Below are 17,827 nucleotides of genomic sequence, written 5' to 3'. Positions count from 1 at the left end.
GGCAAGCATGATTAATGGGCAATGTGCCGGTATTGACGGGGATCAATGGGCCAAGATCGGAAATATCCCAGGCTTGCGCTGCGATCGGCCTCGAGTCGACGCAGCGCAGGGGGATGGCGCATGCCTGATCCTGGCGCATGGCGCGGGCGCGCCGATGGACAGCGAGTTCATGCAGGACATGGCGCAAAAGCTCGCAGCGCTTGGGGTTGGGGTGGTTCGCTTCGAGTTTCCCTACATGGCCCAGCGCAGGCTTGACGGCGGCAAGCGCCCGCCGAATGTGCAGCAGGTGTTGCTGCATACCTGGCGCGAGGTCTTTGCCCAGGTGCGACCATTGGTCGCGGGCAGGTTGGCGATGGGGGGCAAGTCCATGGGCGGGCGCATGGCCAGTTTGTTGGCGGACGAACTGGGGGCCGATGCACTGGTGTGCCTGGGGTATCCGTTCTATGCCGCAGGTAAGCCGGAGAAGCCCCGGGTCGAGCATCTGGCGGATTTGCGAACGCCGACGTTGATCGTGCAAGGCGAGCGGGATGCCCTGGGCAATCGGCAGGCGGTGGAGGGGTATGCGTTAGCGCCGGCGATAGAGATCAGCTGGCTGGTGGCGGGGGACCATGACTTGAAACCGCTTAAGGCGTCGGGGTTCAGCCATGAGCAGCACTTGCAGGCGGCTGCGCAGAAGGTGGCGGGGTTCTTGTTGAACTGATGTGCGCTTCTTCGCGGGCAAGCCCGCTCCCACAGGAGCACCGCAGGTCATGAAACAGCGGTGCACCTGTAGGGATTACCCAGCCCTTTGGGCTGCGCTGTCGCGCAGAGAGCTGATTTCGCAAGCGTGCCGCGTACCCTGTGGGAGCGGCGGTTCGGCGCCCCGACTTGCCCGCGAAGGGGCCGGTGCAGGGGAACGCTTAGTCGCGGTACTCGCACAGGTAGGCGGTGTCTACGGCGACCTTGAGCTGGAACTTGCTGTCGGCGGCGACGTTGAACTTGCTGCCGGCGTTGAAGGTTTCCCAGTTGTCGCTACCCGGCAGCTTGACGGTCAGGGCACCGGATACCACGTGCATGATCTCGCGCTTGGCGGTGCCGAACTCGTATTCGCCCGGGGCCATGACGCCGACCGTGGCCGGACCTTCCGGGCTGTTGAAAGCGATCGACTTGACCGTGCCATCGAAGTATTCGTTGACCTTGAACATGCGCGACTCCTGAAAAAAGGCTGGAAAAAAGGCTGGCCAGTATGCCCAAGGCCAACCCCTGCGTCATCTGTTTCAGGTGCTCCCCGGCGGCAGGCTGAAAGGCAGCAGGCGCGCGGTGTTGCGCGCATCTTCCAAGGCCCGGTGCTGCTGGCCGCTAAACTGCAGACCGGCTAGGTGCAGGGCGCTGTTCAGGCCGGTGGGGCGTGGCAGGTGACGGGCCTTGGCGAAGCGCTGCTTGAGATTGATGTGGCGCAGTTGTTCCAGCAGGCTGCGCCTATGATGCCGCTGCCACTCCTGCAGCAACTGCTGGCGGTCGTAGTCGCCCCAGCTGACCCAGGCCTGCAATTGCGCCTGGTGGTGCTCCAGCCAGCGCTCGAACTGCGTCCAGACCTCGGTGAACGGCTCTGCGCTGTCGACACAGGCCTGGCTGATGTGCGTCAGCTCCCGGCAGAACGGCGTCAATTGCGGCCGCAAGCGGGGCCGAACGAAGCGCTGGAAATGGTCGACCTCACGGCCTTCGCGGGTGACCAGGCTTGCGCCGATTTCTATGATTTCCATCTCCGCGACTGGCCAGCCGCCGTCATCGGTGGTGGCTTCCAGGTCGATCACCAACCAGTGGCCCATGCCAGGCTCCCTCTCAAAATACCGGGTGTGCGGTTGCTCGACCGCGCAGCCCGTAGAGCGTAGCCAATGTCGCGGCGTGCGGCATCCCATGGCACTTTGGCATATCCGTCGGTTGTGCGACCGTGGGAAAACGCCTAGCTTAAGCGTACCCAGGCTATTACCCGTGATGAGTGTCTTGTCTTGAGCCCACTGTCCAGCGCTATGCTGTCGCCCTCCTTGCTGTTGACCGTCTTGGTGGCCACGATCATGCCAGGGGCGCAGGCCGCGGTCGAAGTGAAGATCGGCGCGGCGCACTTCCCACCCTACACGGTGCGACCCGAGCAGGGCGCCGATACCGGCTTGTTGCCGCAGTTGGCCGAGGCCCTCAACCAGATCCAGTCGCAATACCATTTCACCCTGGTGCCCACCTCCATTCCGCGCCGGTTCGGCGATTTTCAGCAGGGGCGCACCGACATGGCGATCTTCGAGAATCCCCTGTGGGGGTGGCAGCAGATCCCGCACCGGGCGGTGGACATGGGCCTTGAGGATGCCGAGGTGTTCGTCGCACGCCCCCAGCCCGGGCGCGACCAGCACTATTTCGACGACCTGGACGGCAAGCGCCTGGCGTTGTTCAACGGCTACCATTACGCCTTCGCCGAGTTCAATCCCGACCCTGCCTACCTCAGGAAGCGTTACCGGGCGACGCTTACCTATTCCCACGACAGCAACCTGAACATGGTCGAGCGTGGTCGTGCCGATATCGCGCTGGTCACTCGCTCGTACCTGAGCGACTTTCTCAAGCGTAACCCTGGCAGCGCACCACAGTTGATGGCCTCGGCACGGGTCGACCAGGTCTATCACCATTACGCGTTGCTGCGTCCTGGGGCACCGATCAGCGCCGAGGCTTTTGCCGCACTGATGCGCCAGTTGCGCGAAGGTGGCGAGCTGGTGCGTATCTTCCAGCCCTATCAGATCACGGTCCAGGCACCGCGCGACTAAATTCCGCGGTGCCGGTCACGTATTGCGAAGTGAGCCATTTCTTTTTCATTTCGTGAGCACTGAGCATGCCGTTCGATGTCGCTTCGCCGCCCCATTACACGCCCCGCTGGCGCAGTTTGCAGGCTGATGAGGGCGGTTGCCGCCTGAGCCTGACCCTGGAGGGTCGCCCGTTGATCACGGTCCGCCTGGTAGCGGCCGAGCCATTGGCTGTGCACCTTGAGCAGCTCTGCGCCGAGCAGCCGGAGCAGGCGCTGTGGGCCGCTTGCTACTGGTTGCTGTCGCGTGACGCGGCCTGTCAGCGCCTGGCCTGGCACATGCCGCAACCGGTGCTGGGTGCACTGGCCAGCGGCCTGCTGGTGCCCGCTGACGAGCCCGGACAGTACCTGTGCGAGCGTGCGATGTTCTGGCAGTTGCCCCAGCCGTGGCTGGGCGAGACGCCAAGTGGTGCCTACCCGCAGCATTTGCAGATCCGTGATGGCAAGCGCCATCCGCGCCGAGCGCCCAAGCCGCGTGGTGAGGTGTACCGGCGTTTCGACGCACGTCTGGGGGCCTGGGTGTCGCTGCGTACGCTGGAGATCGAGCAAGACCTGGAGCGTTTCAATCGCTGGCAGAACAATCCGCGGGTGGCGCAGTTCTGGCAGGAGACCGGGAGTCTGGCGCAGCATCGCGAATACCTCGACAAGCTTGAAGCCGACCCGCATACGCTGACCCTGATCGGCTGCTTCGACGACGAGCCGTTCGCCTACTTCGAGGCGTACTGGGCCAAGGAAGATCGCATCGCGCCGTTCTACCCGGCCGACGACTACGACCGTGGCATCCATATGTTGGTGGGTGAGCAGGCGCACCGTGGTCCGCACAAGGTTGCCAGCTGGATGTCGGCGCTGGTGCACTATCTGTTCCTCGACGATCCGCGCACCCAGCGCGTGGTGGCCGAGCCGCGCGCCGACAATGCCAGGATGATCGGCTACATGCAGGACCAGTGCTTCCACTGCGAGAAAGAGTTCGATTTTCCGCACAAGCGTGCGGCGCTGATGATTCTGGGGCGCGAGCGCTTTTTCGATCGTTGCGGGCTGGCCTAGCGGCTTGAGCTGCAAGCCGCCTGCGGCTCAAGCTTCAAGCTGCAAGAAAAGAGCAGGTCGGCGTTCGGCTTCTTCTTGCAGCTTGCAGCTTGCAGCTTGCAGCTCGCAGCTTTCAGCTGCTTCTGAGGCTGCTCTTGCGGCAGTGAATCAGCGCATCGCGGATCATGAAGTTGACCAGCGTGGGCGAGACCCCCAGTTCCTTGGCGATATCCTTCTGCGGCACGCCATGCAGGCGGTACATCTCGAAGGCGTAGCGGGTGCGCTGGGGCAGTTCGTTGAGGGCCTCGGCAATGCCTTCGAGGGTGGCCAGGTTGATATGCGTGGCTTCCGGCGACGCGTTCTGGATGACCACGTTCAAACCTTCCTCCTCGCTGCCGGAGTACTTCAACTCCATGGCCTGCTTGCGGTAGTGATCGATGGCCAGGTTACGCACGATCTGGAACAGGTAGCTGAGCTGGGCCTTGAACGAGGACGTGATCTGCGGGGCGCCGCTGAGCCGGAAGAACGCATCCTGCACTACGTCCTCGGCGCGGGAGCGGCAGCCCGTGATGCGCGCGGCGATCTTCACCAGAATGCTGCGATTGTCGACGAAGGCCTGGAGCAATGGTGAATCGCACTTACTTGTGGTCAGTTGTTCCGCCATGGAAATTTCACCTGGTCTCGGAGAAGAAAGGGAGCGCGTCCCGGAGGAAGGCTGCCTGCGACGTGCGACAAACTATTCAAGATGATAATGATTGTCAAATGCAGAAGTTAATGATTCTTCATTTGTTTGTTTGCCGCCGAAACGCCGGGACCCTCGCAATTGCGCTGTCCAGGTCCCGCGTTTGACCTGCCCGGCGGGTCTAATTTCTTCCCCGCGCCATCCGTTCCCTTGTGTACATCCGGCTGCCGAACGCTGTCCGCCGCAACGGCGAAGCACAGCCTTGGCACGACTCACCCAGACACTGGCAGGAACATTCCATGACGGACGCCTTCGAACTCCCGCACTCGCTGGTCCAGGCCTTGGCGCAGCGCGCCGCGCGCACCCCGGAGCGCATCGCTTTGCGCTTTCTGGCGGATGCGCCTGGCGAGCAGGCCGTGCTCAGCTACCGGGACCTGGACCTGCGGGCGCGCACCATCGCTGCCGCGTTGCAGGCCTGCGCCGGCTTCGGTGAGCGTGCCGTGCTGCTGTTCCCCAGCGGGCCCGACTACGTCGCAGCGTTCTTCGGTTGCCTGTATGCCGGGGTGATCGCGGTGCCGGCCTATCCACCGGAGTCTGCTCGTCAGCACCATCAGCAGCGTCTGCTGTCGATCATCGATGACGCCGAACCGCGGCTGTTGCTGACGGTGGAGGCGCTGCGCGAAACCTTGCAGGGGCTCGACGCCCTGGCCGGCGACGACGCCCCGGCACTGCTGGCGGTGGACCGCCTGGAGCCAGCGCTGGCCGAGCAGTGGCAGGCACCCACCTTGACTGGCGATGACATCGCCTTCTTGCAGTACACCTCCGGGTCCACGGCGTTGCCCAAGGGCGTGCAGGTCAGTCACGGCAACCTGGTGGCCAACGAGCAACTGATTCGCCACGGCTTCGGCATCGATCTGAACCCGGACGATGTCATCGTCAGCTGGCTGCCGCTGTACCATGACATGGGCCTGATCGGCGGCCTCTTGCAACCCATCTTCAGCGGCGTGCCGTGCGTGCTGATGTCGCCGGGCTACTTCCTCGCCCGCCCGCAGCGTTGGTTGCAGGCCATCAGCGATTACCGCGGCACGATCAGCGGCGGCCCGGACTTCGCCTATCGCCTTTGCAGCGAGCGGGTCAGCGAGGCGGCCATGGCCGGGCTCGACCTCAGCCACTGGCGCGTGGCGTACTCAGGCTCCGAGCCGATTCGCCAGGACAGCCTTGACACCTTCGCCGACAAATTCGCCGCCTGTGGCTTCGATGCCGGCAGCTTCTTCGCCAGCTACGGCTTGGCCGAAGCCACCTTGTTCGTCAGTGGCAGCCGCCGTGGCCAGGGCATTGCTGCGCTTGAACTGGATGCCGCGGCGTTCGCCGCCAACCGCGCAGAACCGGGCCAGGGCAGTGTGCTGATGAGTTGCGGCTATCCGCAGCCGGACCACCCGGTACGTATCGTCGAGCCGCAGCAATTGGTCGTGCTGGGCGACAATCAGGTGGGCGAGATCTGGTCCGCAGGCCCGAGTGTGGCGCGCGGCTACTGGCGCAACCCCGAGGCCAGCGCACGCACGTTCGTCCAGATGGACGGCCAGACTTGGCTGCGCACTGGCGACCTGGGCTTCATGCGCGATGGCGAAGTGTTCGTGACCGGACGCCTGAAGGACATGCTGATCGTGCGTGGCCAGAACCTCTACCCGCAGGACCTGGAAAAGACCTTAGAGCGCGAAGTGGATCTGCTACGCAAGGGCCGGGTGGCGGTGTTCGCGGTCGATGACCAAGGCGAGGAGGGCATTGGTATTGCGGTCGAGATCAGCCGCAACGTGCAGAAGGCGCATGCGCCCAACGCGCTGATCGACACCCTGCGCCGGGTGATCGCCGACGCCTGCCGCCAGGCCCCGGCGGTGGTGCTGTTGCTCAACCCGGGCGCCTTGCCCAAGACCTCCAGCGGCAAGCTGCAACGCTCGGCGTGCCGCCTGCGTATGGATGACGGCAGCCTGGACTGCTATGCGCGCTTCGCGGCCAAGCCGGTCGCGCAAGCCGAGCACACTCAGGGCGATCAGTTGCAGGCGCGGATCGCCGGCCTCTGGTGTGAACTGCTCAAGGTCCAGGCGGTGGCAGCCGATGACCATTTCCTGCTGCTGGGCGGCAACTCGATCGTCGCCACCCAGGTAACGGCGCGCCTGGCCGATGAGCTGGGTATCCCGCTCAGCCTGCGCACCCTGTTCGAAGCCCCGACCTTGGCCGAGTACAGCGCCGCCGTTGCGGCCATTCTTGCCGAGGGCAGCAGCGCTGTAGGTGTCATTGCGCATCAGGCGCGTGACCAGGCCTTGCCACAGTCGCTGGCACAAAACCGCCTGTGGCTGCTGTGGCAACTGGAGCCACAGTCGGCTGCCTACAACATCCCAGCTGGCCTGCACCTGCGCGGCGAGCTGGACGAAGCGGCGCTGCAAGCCTGCTTCCAGGCTCTGGTCGAGCGCCACGAATCGCTGCGCACGCTGTTCGACGAGATCGACGGCCAGGCCGTGCAGCGCATTCTGCCGAATCTGTCGTTCAGCCTGCGTCACCTGGACCTCGAGGGCCACTCGCCCGCCGAGGTCAGTGCACGCCGGGAAGATGAAGCCCAGCAGCCGTTCGACCTGCGTCAAGGCCCTCTGTTGCGGGTGACCCTGGTGCGCCTGGACGATGAAGAACACCAACTGTGGGTGACCCTGCACCACATCATCGCTGACGGTTGGTCGCTGAATATCCTGCTGGACGAGTTCGCCCGCCTGTATGCCGCGCCAGGCCAGGTTGTACAACTGCCGGAACTGCCGTTGGGCTACGCCGACCATGGTCAGTGGCAGCGCCAGTGGCTGGCCGACGGCCAGAGCGCCCGCCAGCTCGCGTACTGGAAAGACAAGCTCGGTGACACGTTGCCGGTGCTCGACCTGTGCACCGATCAGCCGCGTGCCAGCCAGCAGCACACCCGCGCCGCGCGTCACCACGTCAGGGTGCCGAGTGCACTGAGCACGGCGCTCAACGGCCTGGCCCGCGACCAACAGGCCACACTGTTCATGGTGCTGTTGGCCGGCTGGCAGGCGCTGCTGCATCGCTACACCGGGCAGGGCGATATCCGTGTCGGCGTACCCAACGCCAACCGCCCGCGCCTGGAAACCCAGGGCATGGTCGGTTTCTTCATCAACACCCAGGTGCTGCGTGCCGAGCTTGACGGGCGGCTGCCGTTCGAGCAGTTGCTGGCGCAGGTCCGCCAGACCACCCTCGAGGCCCAGGCGCATCAGGACCTGCCATTCGAGCAACTGCTCGAAGCGTTGCCCCAGGCCCGGGAGCAGGGGCTGTTCCAGGTCATGTTCAACCACCAGCAGCGTGACCTCTCGGCCCTGCGCCGCTTGCCCGGCCTGCTCGCCGAAGAGCTGCCCTGGCACAGCCGTGAAGCCAAGTTCGACCTGCAACTGCACAGCGAGGAAGATCACCAAGGCCGTCTGACCCTGGCCTTCGACTACGCTGCCGGCCTGTTCGAAGCCAGCACCGTCAAGCGCCTGGCCGCTCATCTGCTGGCATTGCTCGAGCAGGTCTGCGCCCAACCGCAATTGCCCCTGGGCCAAGTACGCTTGCTCGAGGCGCAGGAACAGGCGCAACTGTTGGCCTGGGGTCAGGCGCCTGCGCCGGCACCGACGCGTCTGCTGGTGGAGCAACTCAACGAACAAGCGCGCCTGACCCCCGAGCGCATCGCGCTGGTGTGGGAAGGTGGACAGCTCGACTACGCAAGCCTGCACCAGCAGGCCAACCGCCTGGCTCACTACCTGCGCGACAAGGGCGTCGGCCCGGACACTTGCGTGGCCATCGCCCTGCAACGCTCGCCGCAACTGCTGGTGGGCCTGTTGGCGATCCTCAAGGCCGGCGGCGCCTACGTGCCGCTGGATGTCGACTACCCGACCGAGCGCCTGGCCTACATGCTCAGTGACTGCCGTGCGAGCCTGTTGCTCAGCGACAGCGCGTTGCTCGACGGATTGCCCCAGGTCGAAGGGGTTGGCGCCATCGCCCTCGATCAACTGCACTTGGACAGCTGGCCAAGCCAGGCGCCAGGCCTGCACCTGCACGGCGACAACCTCGCCTATGTGATCTACACCTCAGGATCCACCGGCCAACCTAAAGGGGTCGGCAACACCCACGCCGCCCTGGCCGAGCGCTTGCAGTGGATGCAGGCGACCTACGCGCTGAACGACAGCGATGTGCTGATGCAGAAGGCCCCGATCAGTTTCGATGTGTCGGTGTGGGAGTGCTTCTGGCCGCTGCTGACCGGCTGCAAGCTGGTGCTGGCCGGCCCCGGCGAGCACCGCGACCCGCAGCGTATCGCTCAGCTGGTGCAACAGCATCAGGTGACCACACTGCACTTCGTACCGCCGCTGTTGCAGGTGTTCGCCCAGGAGCCATTGGCTGCCGCCTGCACCAGCCTGCGCCGGCTGTTCTCCGGGGGCGAGGCGCTGAGCGCCGCGCTGCGTGACCGGGTGCTGCAACTGCTGCCGCAAGTGCAATTGCACAACCGCTATGGCCCGACCGAAACCGCCATCAACGTCACCCACTGGCACTGCCAGGTAAGCGACGGCGCCCGCTCGCCCATTGGCCAGCCGCTGGGCAACGTGCTGTGCCGGGTGCTGGACGATGAATTCGAACTCACCGCGCCAGGCGTACCCGGTGAGCTGTGCCTGGGTGGGGCGGGCCTGGCGCGTGGCTACCTTGGCCGCCCAGGCCTGACCGCCGAGCGTTTCGTGCCCCAGCCTGACGGCGACGGCACGCGCCTGTACCGCAGCGGCGATCGTGCCCGCTGGCATGTGCGCAGCGGGTCGCTGGATTACCTCGGGCGCCTCGACCAGCAGGTCAAGGTGCGCGGTTTCCGCGTCGAGCCAGAAGAGGTACAGGCCGTGCTGCTGGCCCAGGCCAACGTCGAGCAGGCGCTGGTGCTGATCCACGAGAGCGCCGTGGGCGCCCAGCTGGTCGGCTATTACAGCGGTGTCGAACAGACCGCCGCGCTGCTCGCGGCCCTGGCCGAGCGCCTGCCGGCCTACATGGTGCCGGCCCAGCTGATCCATCTCGCACAGATGCCGTTGGGCCCGAGTGGCAAGGTCGAGCGCAGGGCGCTGCCGGCGCCGGTCTGGCAGCAGCGCGAGCACCTCGCCCCGCAAACCGCGCTGCAACAACAGGTCGCGGCGATCTGGTGCGAGGTGCTGAACCTGCCGCAGGTCGGCCTGCACGATGACTTCTTCGCCTTGGGTGGCCACTCGCTGCTGGCCACCCAGATCGTCTCGCGCACCCGGCAGGCGCTGGATGTCGAATTGCCGCTCAAGGCCTTGTTCGATGCCAGCGTGCTGGGCGCCTTCTGCGCTGAAGTCGAACACCTGCAACGCAGCGGCGCGCGCAACCTGCAAGGCCAGATCGCACGCATCGACCGCCGCCAGGCCGTACCGCTGTCGTACTCCCAGCAGCGCATGTGGTTCCTCTGGCAAATGGAGCCTGACAGCCCCGCCTACAACGTCGGCGGCATGGCACGGCTGCGCGGCGCGCTACATGTGGATGCGTTCGAGCGCGCCCTGCAAGCGCTGATCGTGCGTCACGAGACCCTGCGCACGACGTTCCCGAGCATCGGCGGCAAGCCTTACCAGTGCGTGGCCGATGACACTCATCTGCAACTGCAATGGCACGATTTCAGCGCCGACCCAGCCGCCGTGCGGCAACAGCGCCTGCAAGCGCTTGCCGACGATCAGGCGCACCAGCCGTTCGACCTGGAACACGGGCCGCTGCTGCGTGCGTGCCTGGTCAAGGCCGATGAGCGCGAACACTACTTCGTGCTGACCCTGCACCACATCGTCACCGAAGGCTGGGCCATGGACATCTTCGCCCGCGAGCTGGGCGAACTCTACGAAGCCTTCGTCGATGAGCGCGAGTCGCCCCTGGCGCCGCTGCCGGTGCAGTACCTGGACTACAGCGTGTGGCAACGCCAGTGGCTGGAAGGCGGGGAAGGCGAGCGTCAGTTGGCCTACTGGAAACAGCGCCTGGGCGATGAGCATCCGGTGTTGGCGTTGCCGGCCGACCGTCCGCGTCCGGCAGTGCAGAGCCACCGTGGCGCACTGTATCGTTTCGATCTGGATCCGGCGCTGGTCAAGCGCGTGCACGCCTTCAACAGTCAGCGCGGCCTGACCCTGTTCATGACCATGACCGCCACCCTGGCAGCGCTGTTGCACCGCTACAGCGGCCAGCGCGACCTGCGCATCGGAGCGCCGGTGGCCGGGCGTATCCGCCCGGAAAGCGAAGGGCTGATCGGGGCCTTCCTCAATACCCAGGTGCTGCGTTGCGAGTTGGACGGGCAGATGCGCGTCAGCGCGCTGCTCGAACAGGTACGCCAGACCCTCATCGACGCTCAGTCGCACCAGGACCTGCCGTTCGATCAACTGGTCGAGGCCTTGCAGCCACCACGCTCCAGCGCCTACAACCCGCTGTTCCAGGTGATGTGCAACGTACAGCGCTGGGCCTTCCAGCAGAGCCGCACACTGGCGGGCATGCAGGTGGACTACCTGGTCAACGACGCCAGTGCCACCAAGTTCGACCTGTACCTGGAAGTGACCGACCTCGACGGGCGCCTGGGCTGCTGCTTCACCTACAGCCGCGACCTGTTCGACGAGCCGCGCATCGCGCGCATGGCCGAACACTGGCAACAGTTGCTGGTCGCGCTGCTGGAAGATCCGCAGCAGCGTCTGTGCGAACTGCCGATGCTGGACCCGGCCGAGCAGCAGGTGCTGATCGGCCAGTTGCAGGGCGAGCAGGATTTGGCCCTCGATCAGACGCTGCATGGCCTGTTCGCGGCCCAGGTTGAACGCACCCCGCAGGCCTTGGCGCTGACCTTCGCAGGTCGCCACTTGAGCTACGCCGAGCTGGACCAGCAGGCCAATCGCCTGGCCCGTGCCCTGCGCGAGCGCGGTGTCTGCCCGCAGGTGCGGGTTGGCTTGGCGCTGGAACGTTCGCTGGAGATGGTGGTGGGCCTTCTGGCGATCCTCAAGGCCGGTGGCGCCTACGTGCCGCTCGACCCGGAGTACCCGCTGGACCGCCTGCGCTACATGATCGAGGACAGCCGCCTGGGCCTGCTGATCGGCCAGCGCAGGTTGCTCGATGCCCTTGGCGCATTGCCTGAAGGCACCGCCCGCTGGTGCCTGGAAGACGATGCCGCTGCGCTTGCGGCTTACAGCCATGCGCCGCTGGACAACCTCAACGTACCGCAGCACCAGGCTTATCTGATCTACACCTCCGGTTCCACCGGCAAGCCCAAAGGGGTGGTGGTCAGTCATGGCGAGATCGCCATGCACTGCCAGGCGGTGATCGCCGAGTTCGGCATGCGCAGCGACGATTGTGAGCTGCACTTCTATTCGATCAACTTCGACGCTGCCAGCGAACGCCTGCTCACGCCGCTGCTGTGCGGTGCCCGCGTGGTGCTGCGTGCCCAGGGCCAATGGGGCGCCGAAGAGATCTGCGAGCTGGTGCGCGAGCAGCAGGTGAGCATCTTAGGCTTCACCCCAAGCTACGGCAGCCAGCTGGCCCAGTACCTAGCTGGCCAAGGCGCGCAACTGCCGGTGCGCTTGGTGATCACGGGGGGAGAGGCGCTGACCGGCGAGCACCTGCAACGCATCCGCCAGGCCTTTGCCCCGCAGCAGTTCTTCAATGCCTATGGTCCCACCGAAACCGTGGTGATGCCGCTGGCGTGCCTGGCGCCGGACGAGCTACCTGCCGACGCCGGCAGCGTGCCGATCGGCCGGCTGATCGGTGCGCGTACCGGCTACATCCTCGACGAGGACCTGGCGCTGCTGCCGCAGGGCGGCATTGGCGAGTTGTATGTGGGCGGCGCGGGCCTGGCCCAGGGGTATCACGACCGTCCAGGTCTGAGCGCCGAGCGCTTCGTCGCCGACCCATTCAGCCACGACGGCGGGCGTCTGTACCGCACCGGGGACTTGGTGCGGCTGCGCGCCGATGGTTTGGTGGAATACATCGGCCGTGCTGACCAGCAGGTGAAGATTCGCGGCTTCCGCATCGAGTTGGGCGAGATCGAGAGCCGCCTGCACGCGCATGCCGATGTCGAGGAGGCCGTGGTGCTGGCCCTGGATCTGCCCGGCGGCAAGCAACTGGTGGGTTACCTGGTGTGTCAACAGGCCAGCGCCGACAGCCAGGCCCAGGCCGCACTGCGCGAGGCGGTCAAGGCCGAGGCTCGCCAGCACCTGCCGGACTACATGGTGCCGGCGCACCTGATGCTGCTCGAACGCCTGCCGCTGATGGGTAATGGCAAGCTCGACCGCCGCGCGTTGCCAGCGCCGGACCTCGACCAGGCGCGCCAGCATTACCAGGCACCGGCCAATGTGCTGCAAGAGCAGCTGGCGCAGATCTGGCGCGAGGTGCTCAACCTGCCGCGTATCGGTGTGCAGGACAACTTCTTCGAACTCGGGGGCGACTCGATCCTGTCGATCCAGGTGGTCAGCCGCGCGCGCCAACTGGGGCTGCAATTCACTCCGCGCGATCTGTTCCAGCACCAGACCATTCAGACCCTGGCTGCGGTGGTCACCCACAGCGAGGCGCCGAGCCTGATCGAGCAGGGCGCGCGCCAGGGCCGCACAGGGCTGACACCGATCCAGCATTGGTTCTTCGACAGCGAAGTGCCGCAGCCGCAACACTGGAATCAGGCGGTGCTGTTACAGGTACGTCAGCCACTGAATGCCGACATACTGGAACAGGCGTTGGGCGCGCTGGTGCAACATCACGACAGCCTGCGCCTGCGCTTCAGCCAGACCCAGGGATACTGGCAGGCCGAATATGCCCAGCCATTGCCGCACGCGTTGTTGTGGCGCGCCAACGTCAGCGACTTCGACGACTGCCAGGCGTTGTACACCGATGTGCAGCGCAGCCTCGACCTTGCCGAAGGCCCGCTGTTGCGTGCGTTGCTGGTAAGCGACGCACAGGGCGCCCAGCGCCTGTTGCTGGTGATCCACCATTTGGTGGTGGACGGTGTGTCGTGGCGGGTGCTGCTGGAAGACTTGCAGGCCCTGTACCGTGGCCACACGCTCGCCGCCAAGACCCACGCCATGGGCGATTGGGCCGCGCGTCTGGCGACCTATGCTGGCAGCGATTCGCTGCGTGACGAGCTGGGCTGGTGGGAAGGGCAACTGAGCCACGTGCGCCACGAACTGCCGTGCGATCACCCGCAAGGTGGCAACCTGCATCGGCATGCCCACACGCTGGCCATCGGTCTTGATGTGGAGCAGACCCGTCAGTTGCTGCAACAGGCTCCGGCGGCCTACCACACTCAGGTCAACGATTTGCTGCTGACCGCCCTGGCCCGTACCCTGTGCCGCTGGAGTGGGGATCAGCAGGTCCTGGTACAGCTGGAAGGGCATGGTCGCGATGGGCTGTTCGAGGACATGGACCTGACCCGCAGCGTCGGTTGGTTCACCAATGCCTATCCGCTGAGCCTGAGCCCGCAGATGGGCGATGCTGACGCTGACCGCGCAGCATCCATCAAGCGCATCAAGGAGCAGCTGCGCCAGGTGCCGCACAAAGGCCAGGGCTATGGCGTGCTGCGCTACCTGGCCGATGCGGCCGCGCGCGAGCGCATGGCGGCGCTGCCGCAGGCGCGTATCACCTTCAACTACCTGGGGCAGTTCGACCAACAGTTCGACAGCGCAGCGCTGTTCCAGCCGCTGGATGTCGCGTCGGGGCTGGCCCACGACCTGGATGCACCGTTACCCAACTGGCTCAGCGTCGATGGCCAGGTGTACCGCGGCGCCCTGCAACTGCGTTTGAGCTTCAGCCGCGAACGCTATGAAGAAGCGACCATCGCCGCGCTGGCCGAGGCTTATCGCCAAGAGTTGTTGGCCTTGGTCGCGCACTGCTTGGTTGAGGGCAATGGCAGCTTCACCCCATCGGACTTCCCGTTGGCCCAACTGACCCAGGAGCAGATCGACGCGCTGCCAGTACCGGCTGCGCAGATCGAGGATGTCTACCCGCTGACGCCGATGCAGGAGGGCCTGCTGCTGCACACGCTGCTCGAGCCCGGCACCGGCCTGTACTACATGCAGGACCGCTACCGGATCAACAGCGCGCTCGACCCTGAACGCTTCGCCCAGGCCTGGCAGGCCGTGGTGGCGCGGCATGAGGCCTTGCGCGCGTCGTTCAGCTGGAACGCGGGCGAAGCGATGTTGCAGATCATCCACAAGCCGGGCAACTTGCCGCTGGACTACCAGGATTGGCGCGGCGTCGACGAGACAGCCCAGGAAGCGCGCCTGCAAGCGCTGCACAAGCAGGAGCGCGAGGCGGGCTTCGAGCTGCTGCGCGAAGCCCCGTTCCACCTGCGCCTGGTGCGCGTGGATGAGGCGCGCTACTGGTTCATGATGAGCAACCACCACATCCTCATCGATGCCTGGTGCCGTTCGCTGCTGATGAACGACTTCTTCGAGATCTACCAGGCTCTCGGCGAGGGGCGTCAGGCCCAGTTGCCGGTGCCGCCGCGCTACCGCGACTACATTGGCTGGCTGCAACGCCAGGACCTCAACGAGGCGCGCCAGTGGTGGCAGGACAACCTCGCCGGTTTCGAGCGGGCCACGGCGATTCCAAGCGACCGCCCGCTGCGCCATGACCACGCTGGCGACGGGATGCGGGTGGGGGACTGCTACACCCGCCTGGACAGTCGCGACGGTGCCCGTCTGCGCGAGCTGGCCCAGGCCCACCAGTTGACCGTCAACACCTTTGCCCAGGCGGCATGGGCCCTGACCCTGGCGCGCTACAGCGGCGAGCGCGACGTGGTGTTCGGCGTAACCGTGGCCGGGCGCCCGGTCAGCCTGCCGCAGATGCAGCGTACCGTGGGCCTGTTCATCAACAGTATCGCCTTGCGCGTGCAACTGCCGCAGCCGGGCGAGCGCAGCAGCGTGCGCCAATGGCTGCAAGGCTTGCTGGAGCGCAACATGCAGCTGCGCGAGTACGAATACCTGCCGCTGGTGGCGATCCAGGCATGCAGCGAGCTGCCCAAGGGCCAGCCGTTGTTCGACAGCCTGTTCGTGTTCGAGAACGCCCCGGTGGAAACCGCCGTGCTCGACCACGCCCAGCACCTGAATGCCAGCTCCGACTCGGGCCGTACCCACACCAACTTCCCGCTGACCGCCGTCTGCTACCCAGGCGATGACCTGGGCCTGCACCTGTCGTTCGACCAACGCTACTTCGACTACCCGACCGTCGAGCGTCTGCTCGGCGAATTCAAACGCTTGCTGCTGGCGCTGGTGGAAGGCTTCGACGGGCAGCTGGATGCCTTGCCGCTGCTGGGCGCCGACGAGCAGCGCTTTCTGCTCGAAGACTGCAACCGCAGCGAACATGCCTATCCGCTTGAAAGCAGCTACGTCGAGCTGTTCGAGGCGCAGGTGGCCGCGCACCCTGAACGTACCGTCGCGCGCTGCCTGGACGCCTCGTTCGACTACGTCGGGCTGAACCTGGCCGCCAACCGCCTGGGGCATGCCTTGGTGACCGCAGGGGTGGCCATCGACCAGCCAGTAGCGCTACTGGCAGAGCGTGGCCTGGCGCTGCTCGGCATGATCGTCGGCAGCTTCAAGGCCGGCGCCGGCTACCTGCCGCTTGACCCTGGCTTGCCAGCGGCACGCCTGCAACGCATCGTCGAGCTTAGCCGCACGCCGGTGCTGGTGTGCAGCGCGGCCTGCGCCGAACAGGCGCGGCAGTTGCTGGATGAAGTGGCGGGTGCGGTGCGGCCGAAACTGCTGGTGTGGGAGCAGGTGCAGGCCAGCAACGTGGCCAGCACCAATCCAGGCATCTACAGCACGGCGGACAACCTCGCCTACGTGATCTACACCTCCGGCTCCACCGGCCTGCCCAAGGGCGTGATGGTCGAGCAGCGCGGCATGCTCAACAATCAGCTGAGCAAGGTGCCGTACCTGGCCCTGAGCGAGCGCGACGTGATCGCCCAGACCGCGTCGCAGAGCTTCGATATCTCGGTCTGGCAGTTCCTCGCCGCGCCGTTGTTCGGCGCCACCGTTGAGATCGTACCGAACGCCATCGCGCATGATCCGCAAGGCCTGCTGGCGCATGTGCAGGCAACCGGCATCAGCGTGCTGGAGAGCGTGCCGTCGTTGATCCAGGGCATGCTGGCGGGCGACCACCAGGCGCTGGACGGCCTGCGCTGGATGCTGCCGACTGGCGAGGCGATGCCGCCTGAGCTGGCGGCGCAGTGGCTGCAACGTTACCCGGCAATCGGCCTGGTCAACGCCTACGGCCCGGCAGAATGCTCCGACGACGTGGCCTTCTTCCGCGTCGATCCAGCCTCGACCCAGGGCAGCTACCTGCCGATCGGCACGCCGACCGACAACAACCGCCTGTACCTGCTGGGTGAAGACCAGGCGCTGGTGCCGCTGGGCGCGGTTGGTGAGTTGTGCGTCGCCGGCACGGGGGTTGGCCGCGGCTATGTGGGCGATCCGCTGCGCACAGCGCAAGCGTTCATCCCACACCCGTTCGGCGCGCCGGGCGAACGTCTGTACCGCACCGGCGACCTGGCACGCCGACGTACGGACGGGGTGTTGGAGTACGTCGGGCGTATCGACCATCAAGTGAAGATCCGTGGTTATCGCATCGAACTGGGCGAGATCGAGGCCCGCCTGCACGAGCAGCCTGAGTTGCGCGATGCGGCGGTCGGGGTGCAGGAAGGCGCCAACGGCAAGCACCTGGTCGGCTACCTGGTCGCGCATCACGGCGTTGCCGCCGACGCTGCGCTGCTCGATCGGCTCAAGCAGCGTCTGCGCGCCGAGCTACCGGAGTACATGGTGCCGCTGCACTGGGGCTGGTTCGACAGCCTGCCGCACAACGCTAATGGCAAGCTTGACCGCAAGGCCCTGCCAGCCATCGACATCGGTGGCCAGCACAGCCAGGACTACCTGGCGCCGCGTGACGAGCTGGAGCAAACCCTGGCCGGTATCTGGGCCGATGTGCTCAAGCGCGAGCGGGTCGGGGTACGCGACAACTTCTTCGAACTCGGCGGGCATTCGCTGCTGGCCACGCAGATCGCCTCGCGGGTGCAGAAGGCGTTGCAACTGAACGTGCCGCTGCGGGCGATGTTCGAGTGCAGCACGGTGGAGGCGCTGGCGGACTACGTGCGCGGGCTGCAAGACAGTGCGCTGGATGAGGACAAGGTGGATCGGTTGAGTGATCTGATGGCGGAGTTGGAGGCGCTGTAACGATCCTAGGTTGGCTACTTGAGACGGCCTGCTTACGGTGTTATCCGCAAGCAG

Annotated in this window: 7 protein-coding genes; 4 read left to right on the top strand and 3 right to left on the bottom strand. The window is 65.8% G+C overall.

The window, feature by feature from the left end:
* The first annotated feature begins 7 nt into the window (after positions 1–7).
* Positions 8–700, top strand: coding sequence for an alpha/beta family hydrolase (locus tag ACNFIC_RS18900; protein WP_138220224.1), 693 nt, complete (start codon positions 8–10; stop codon positions 698–700).
* Positions 701–899: 199 nt separating this feature from the next.
* Here ACNFIC_RS18900 and ACNFIC_RS18895 read toward each other — a convergent pair whose 3' ends face one another.
* The gene (locus ACNFIC_RS18895; protein WP_138220223.1) at positions 900–1,184 is read right to left on the bottom strand and encodes a pyrimidine/purine nucleoside phosphorylase; all 285 of its coding nucleotides are present in this window, start codon (positions 1,182–1,184) and stop codon (positions 900–902) included.
* 72 nt (positions 1,185–1,256) lie between these two features.
* Positions 1,257–1,808 carry an exonuclease domain-containing protein gene (locus ACNFIC_RS18890; protein ID WP_138220222.1) on the bottom strand — a complete coding sequence of 184 codons (552 nt, stop codon included), beginning with the start codon at positions 1,806–1,808 and terminating at the stop codon, positions 1,257–1,259.
* 201 nt (positions 1,809–2,009) lie between these two features.
* Here ACNFIC_RS18890 and ACNFIC_RS18885 point away from each other — a divergent pair, with 201 nt between their 5' ends.
* Both ACNFIC_RS18885 and ACNFIC_RS18880 read left to right on the top strand, forming a co-directional pair.
* Positions 2,010–2,786, top strand: a complete 777-nt coding sequence (locus ACNFIC_RS18885) for a substrate-binding periplasmic protein (RefSeq protein WP_138220320.1) — start codon at positions 2,010–2,012, stop codon at positions 2,784–2,786.
* Between the two features lie 65 nt (positions 2,787–2,851).
* Positions 2,852–3,865 carry a GNAT family N-acetyltransferase gene (locus ACNFIC_RS18880; protein ID WP_138220221.1) on the top strand — a complete coding sequence of 338 codons (1,014 nt, stop codon included), beginning with the start codon at positions 2,852–2,854 and terminating at the stop codon, positions 3,863–3,865.
* A 112-nt stretch (positions 3,866–3,977) separates the two neighbouring features.
* Here the strand turns inward: ACNFIC_RS18880 and ACNFIC_RS18875 are convergent, their stop codons facing one another.
* Positions 3,978–4,508, bottom strand: a complete 531-nt coding sequence (locus ACNFIC_RS18875; protein WP_138220220.1) for an RNA polymerase factor sigma-70 — start codon at positions 4,506–4,508, stop codon at positions 3,978–3,980.
* A 317-nt stretch (positions 4,509–4,825) separates the two neighbouring features.
* On the opposite strand from ACNFIC_RS18875, the gene ACNFIC_RS18870 reads away from it, so the two are divergent.
* Complete coding sequence (locus ACNFIC_RS18870) at positions 4,826–17,773, top strand: non-ribosomal peptide synthetase (RefSeq protein WP_416781619.1); 12,948 nt, start codon at positions 4,826–4,828, stop codon at positions 17,771–17,773.
* Positions 17,774–17,827 lie beyond the last annotated feature (54 nt).

Origin of the sequence: Pseudomonas sp. NY15463 (genome assembly GCF_048068415.1) — a bacterium.
GTDB lineage: Bacteria > Pseudomonadota > Gammaproteobacteria > Pseudomonadales > Pseudomonadaceae > Aquipseudomonas > Aquipseudomonas mosselii_C.
This window is presented reverse-complemented; position numbering and strand designations above follow the sequence as displayed.

Bases quoted from the DNA above. Each gene is read 5' to 3' on its own strand.
- ACNFIC_RS18900 (WP_138220224.1), top strand. From the start codon at position 8: ATGATTAATGGGCAATGTGCCGGTATTGACGGGGATCAATGGGCCAAG.
- ACNFIC_RS18895 (WP_138220223.1), bottom strand. From the start codon at position 1,184: ATGTTCAAGGTCAACGAATACTTCGATGGCACGGTCAAGTCGATCGCT.
- ACNFIC_RS18890 (WP_138220222.1), bottom strand. From the start codon at position 1,808: ATGGGCCACTGGTTGGTGATCGACCTGGAAGCCACCACCGATGACGGC.
- ACNFIC_RS18885 (WP_138220320.1), top strand. From the start codon at position 2,010: ATGCTGTCGCCCTCCTTGCTGTTGACCGTCTTGGTGGCCACGATCATG.
- ACNFIC_RS18880 (WP_138220221.1), top strand. From the start codon at position 2,852: ATGCCGTTCGATGTCGCTTCGCCGCCCCATTACACGCCCCGCTGGCGC.
- ACNFIC_RS18875 (WP_138220220.1), bottom strand. From the start codon at position 4,508: ATGGCGGAACAACTGACCACAAGTAAGTGCGATTCACCATTGCTCCAG.
- ACNFIC_RS18870 (WP_416781619.1), top strand. From the start codon at position 4,826: ATGACGGACGCCTTCGAACTCCCGCACTCGCTGGTCCAGGCCTTGGCG.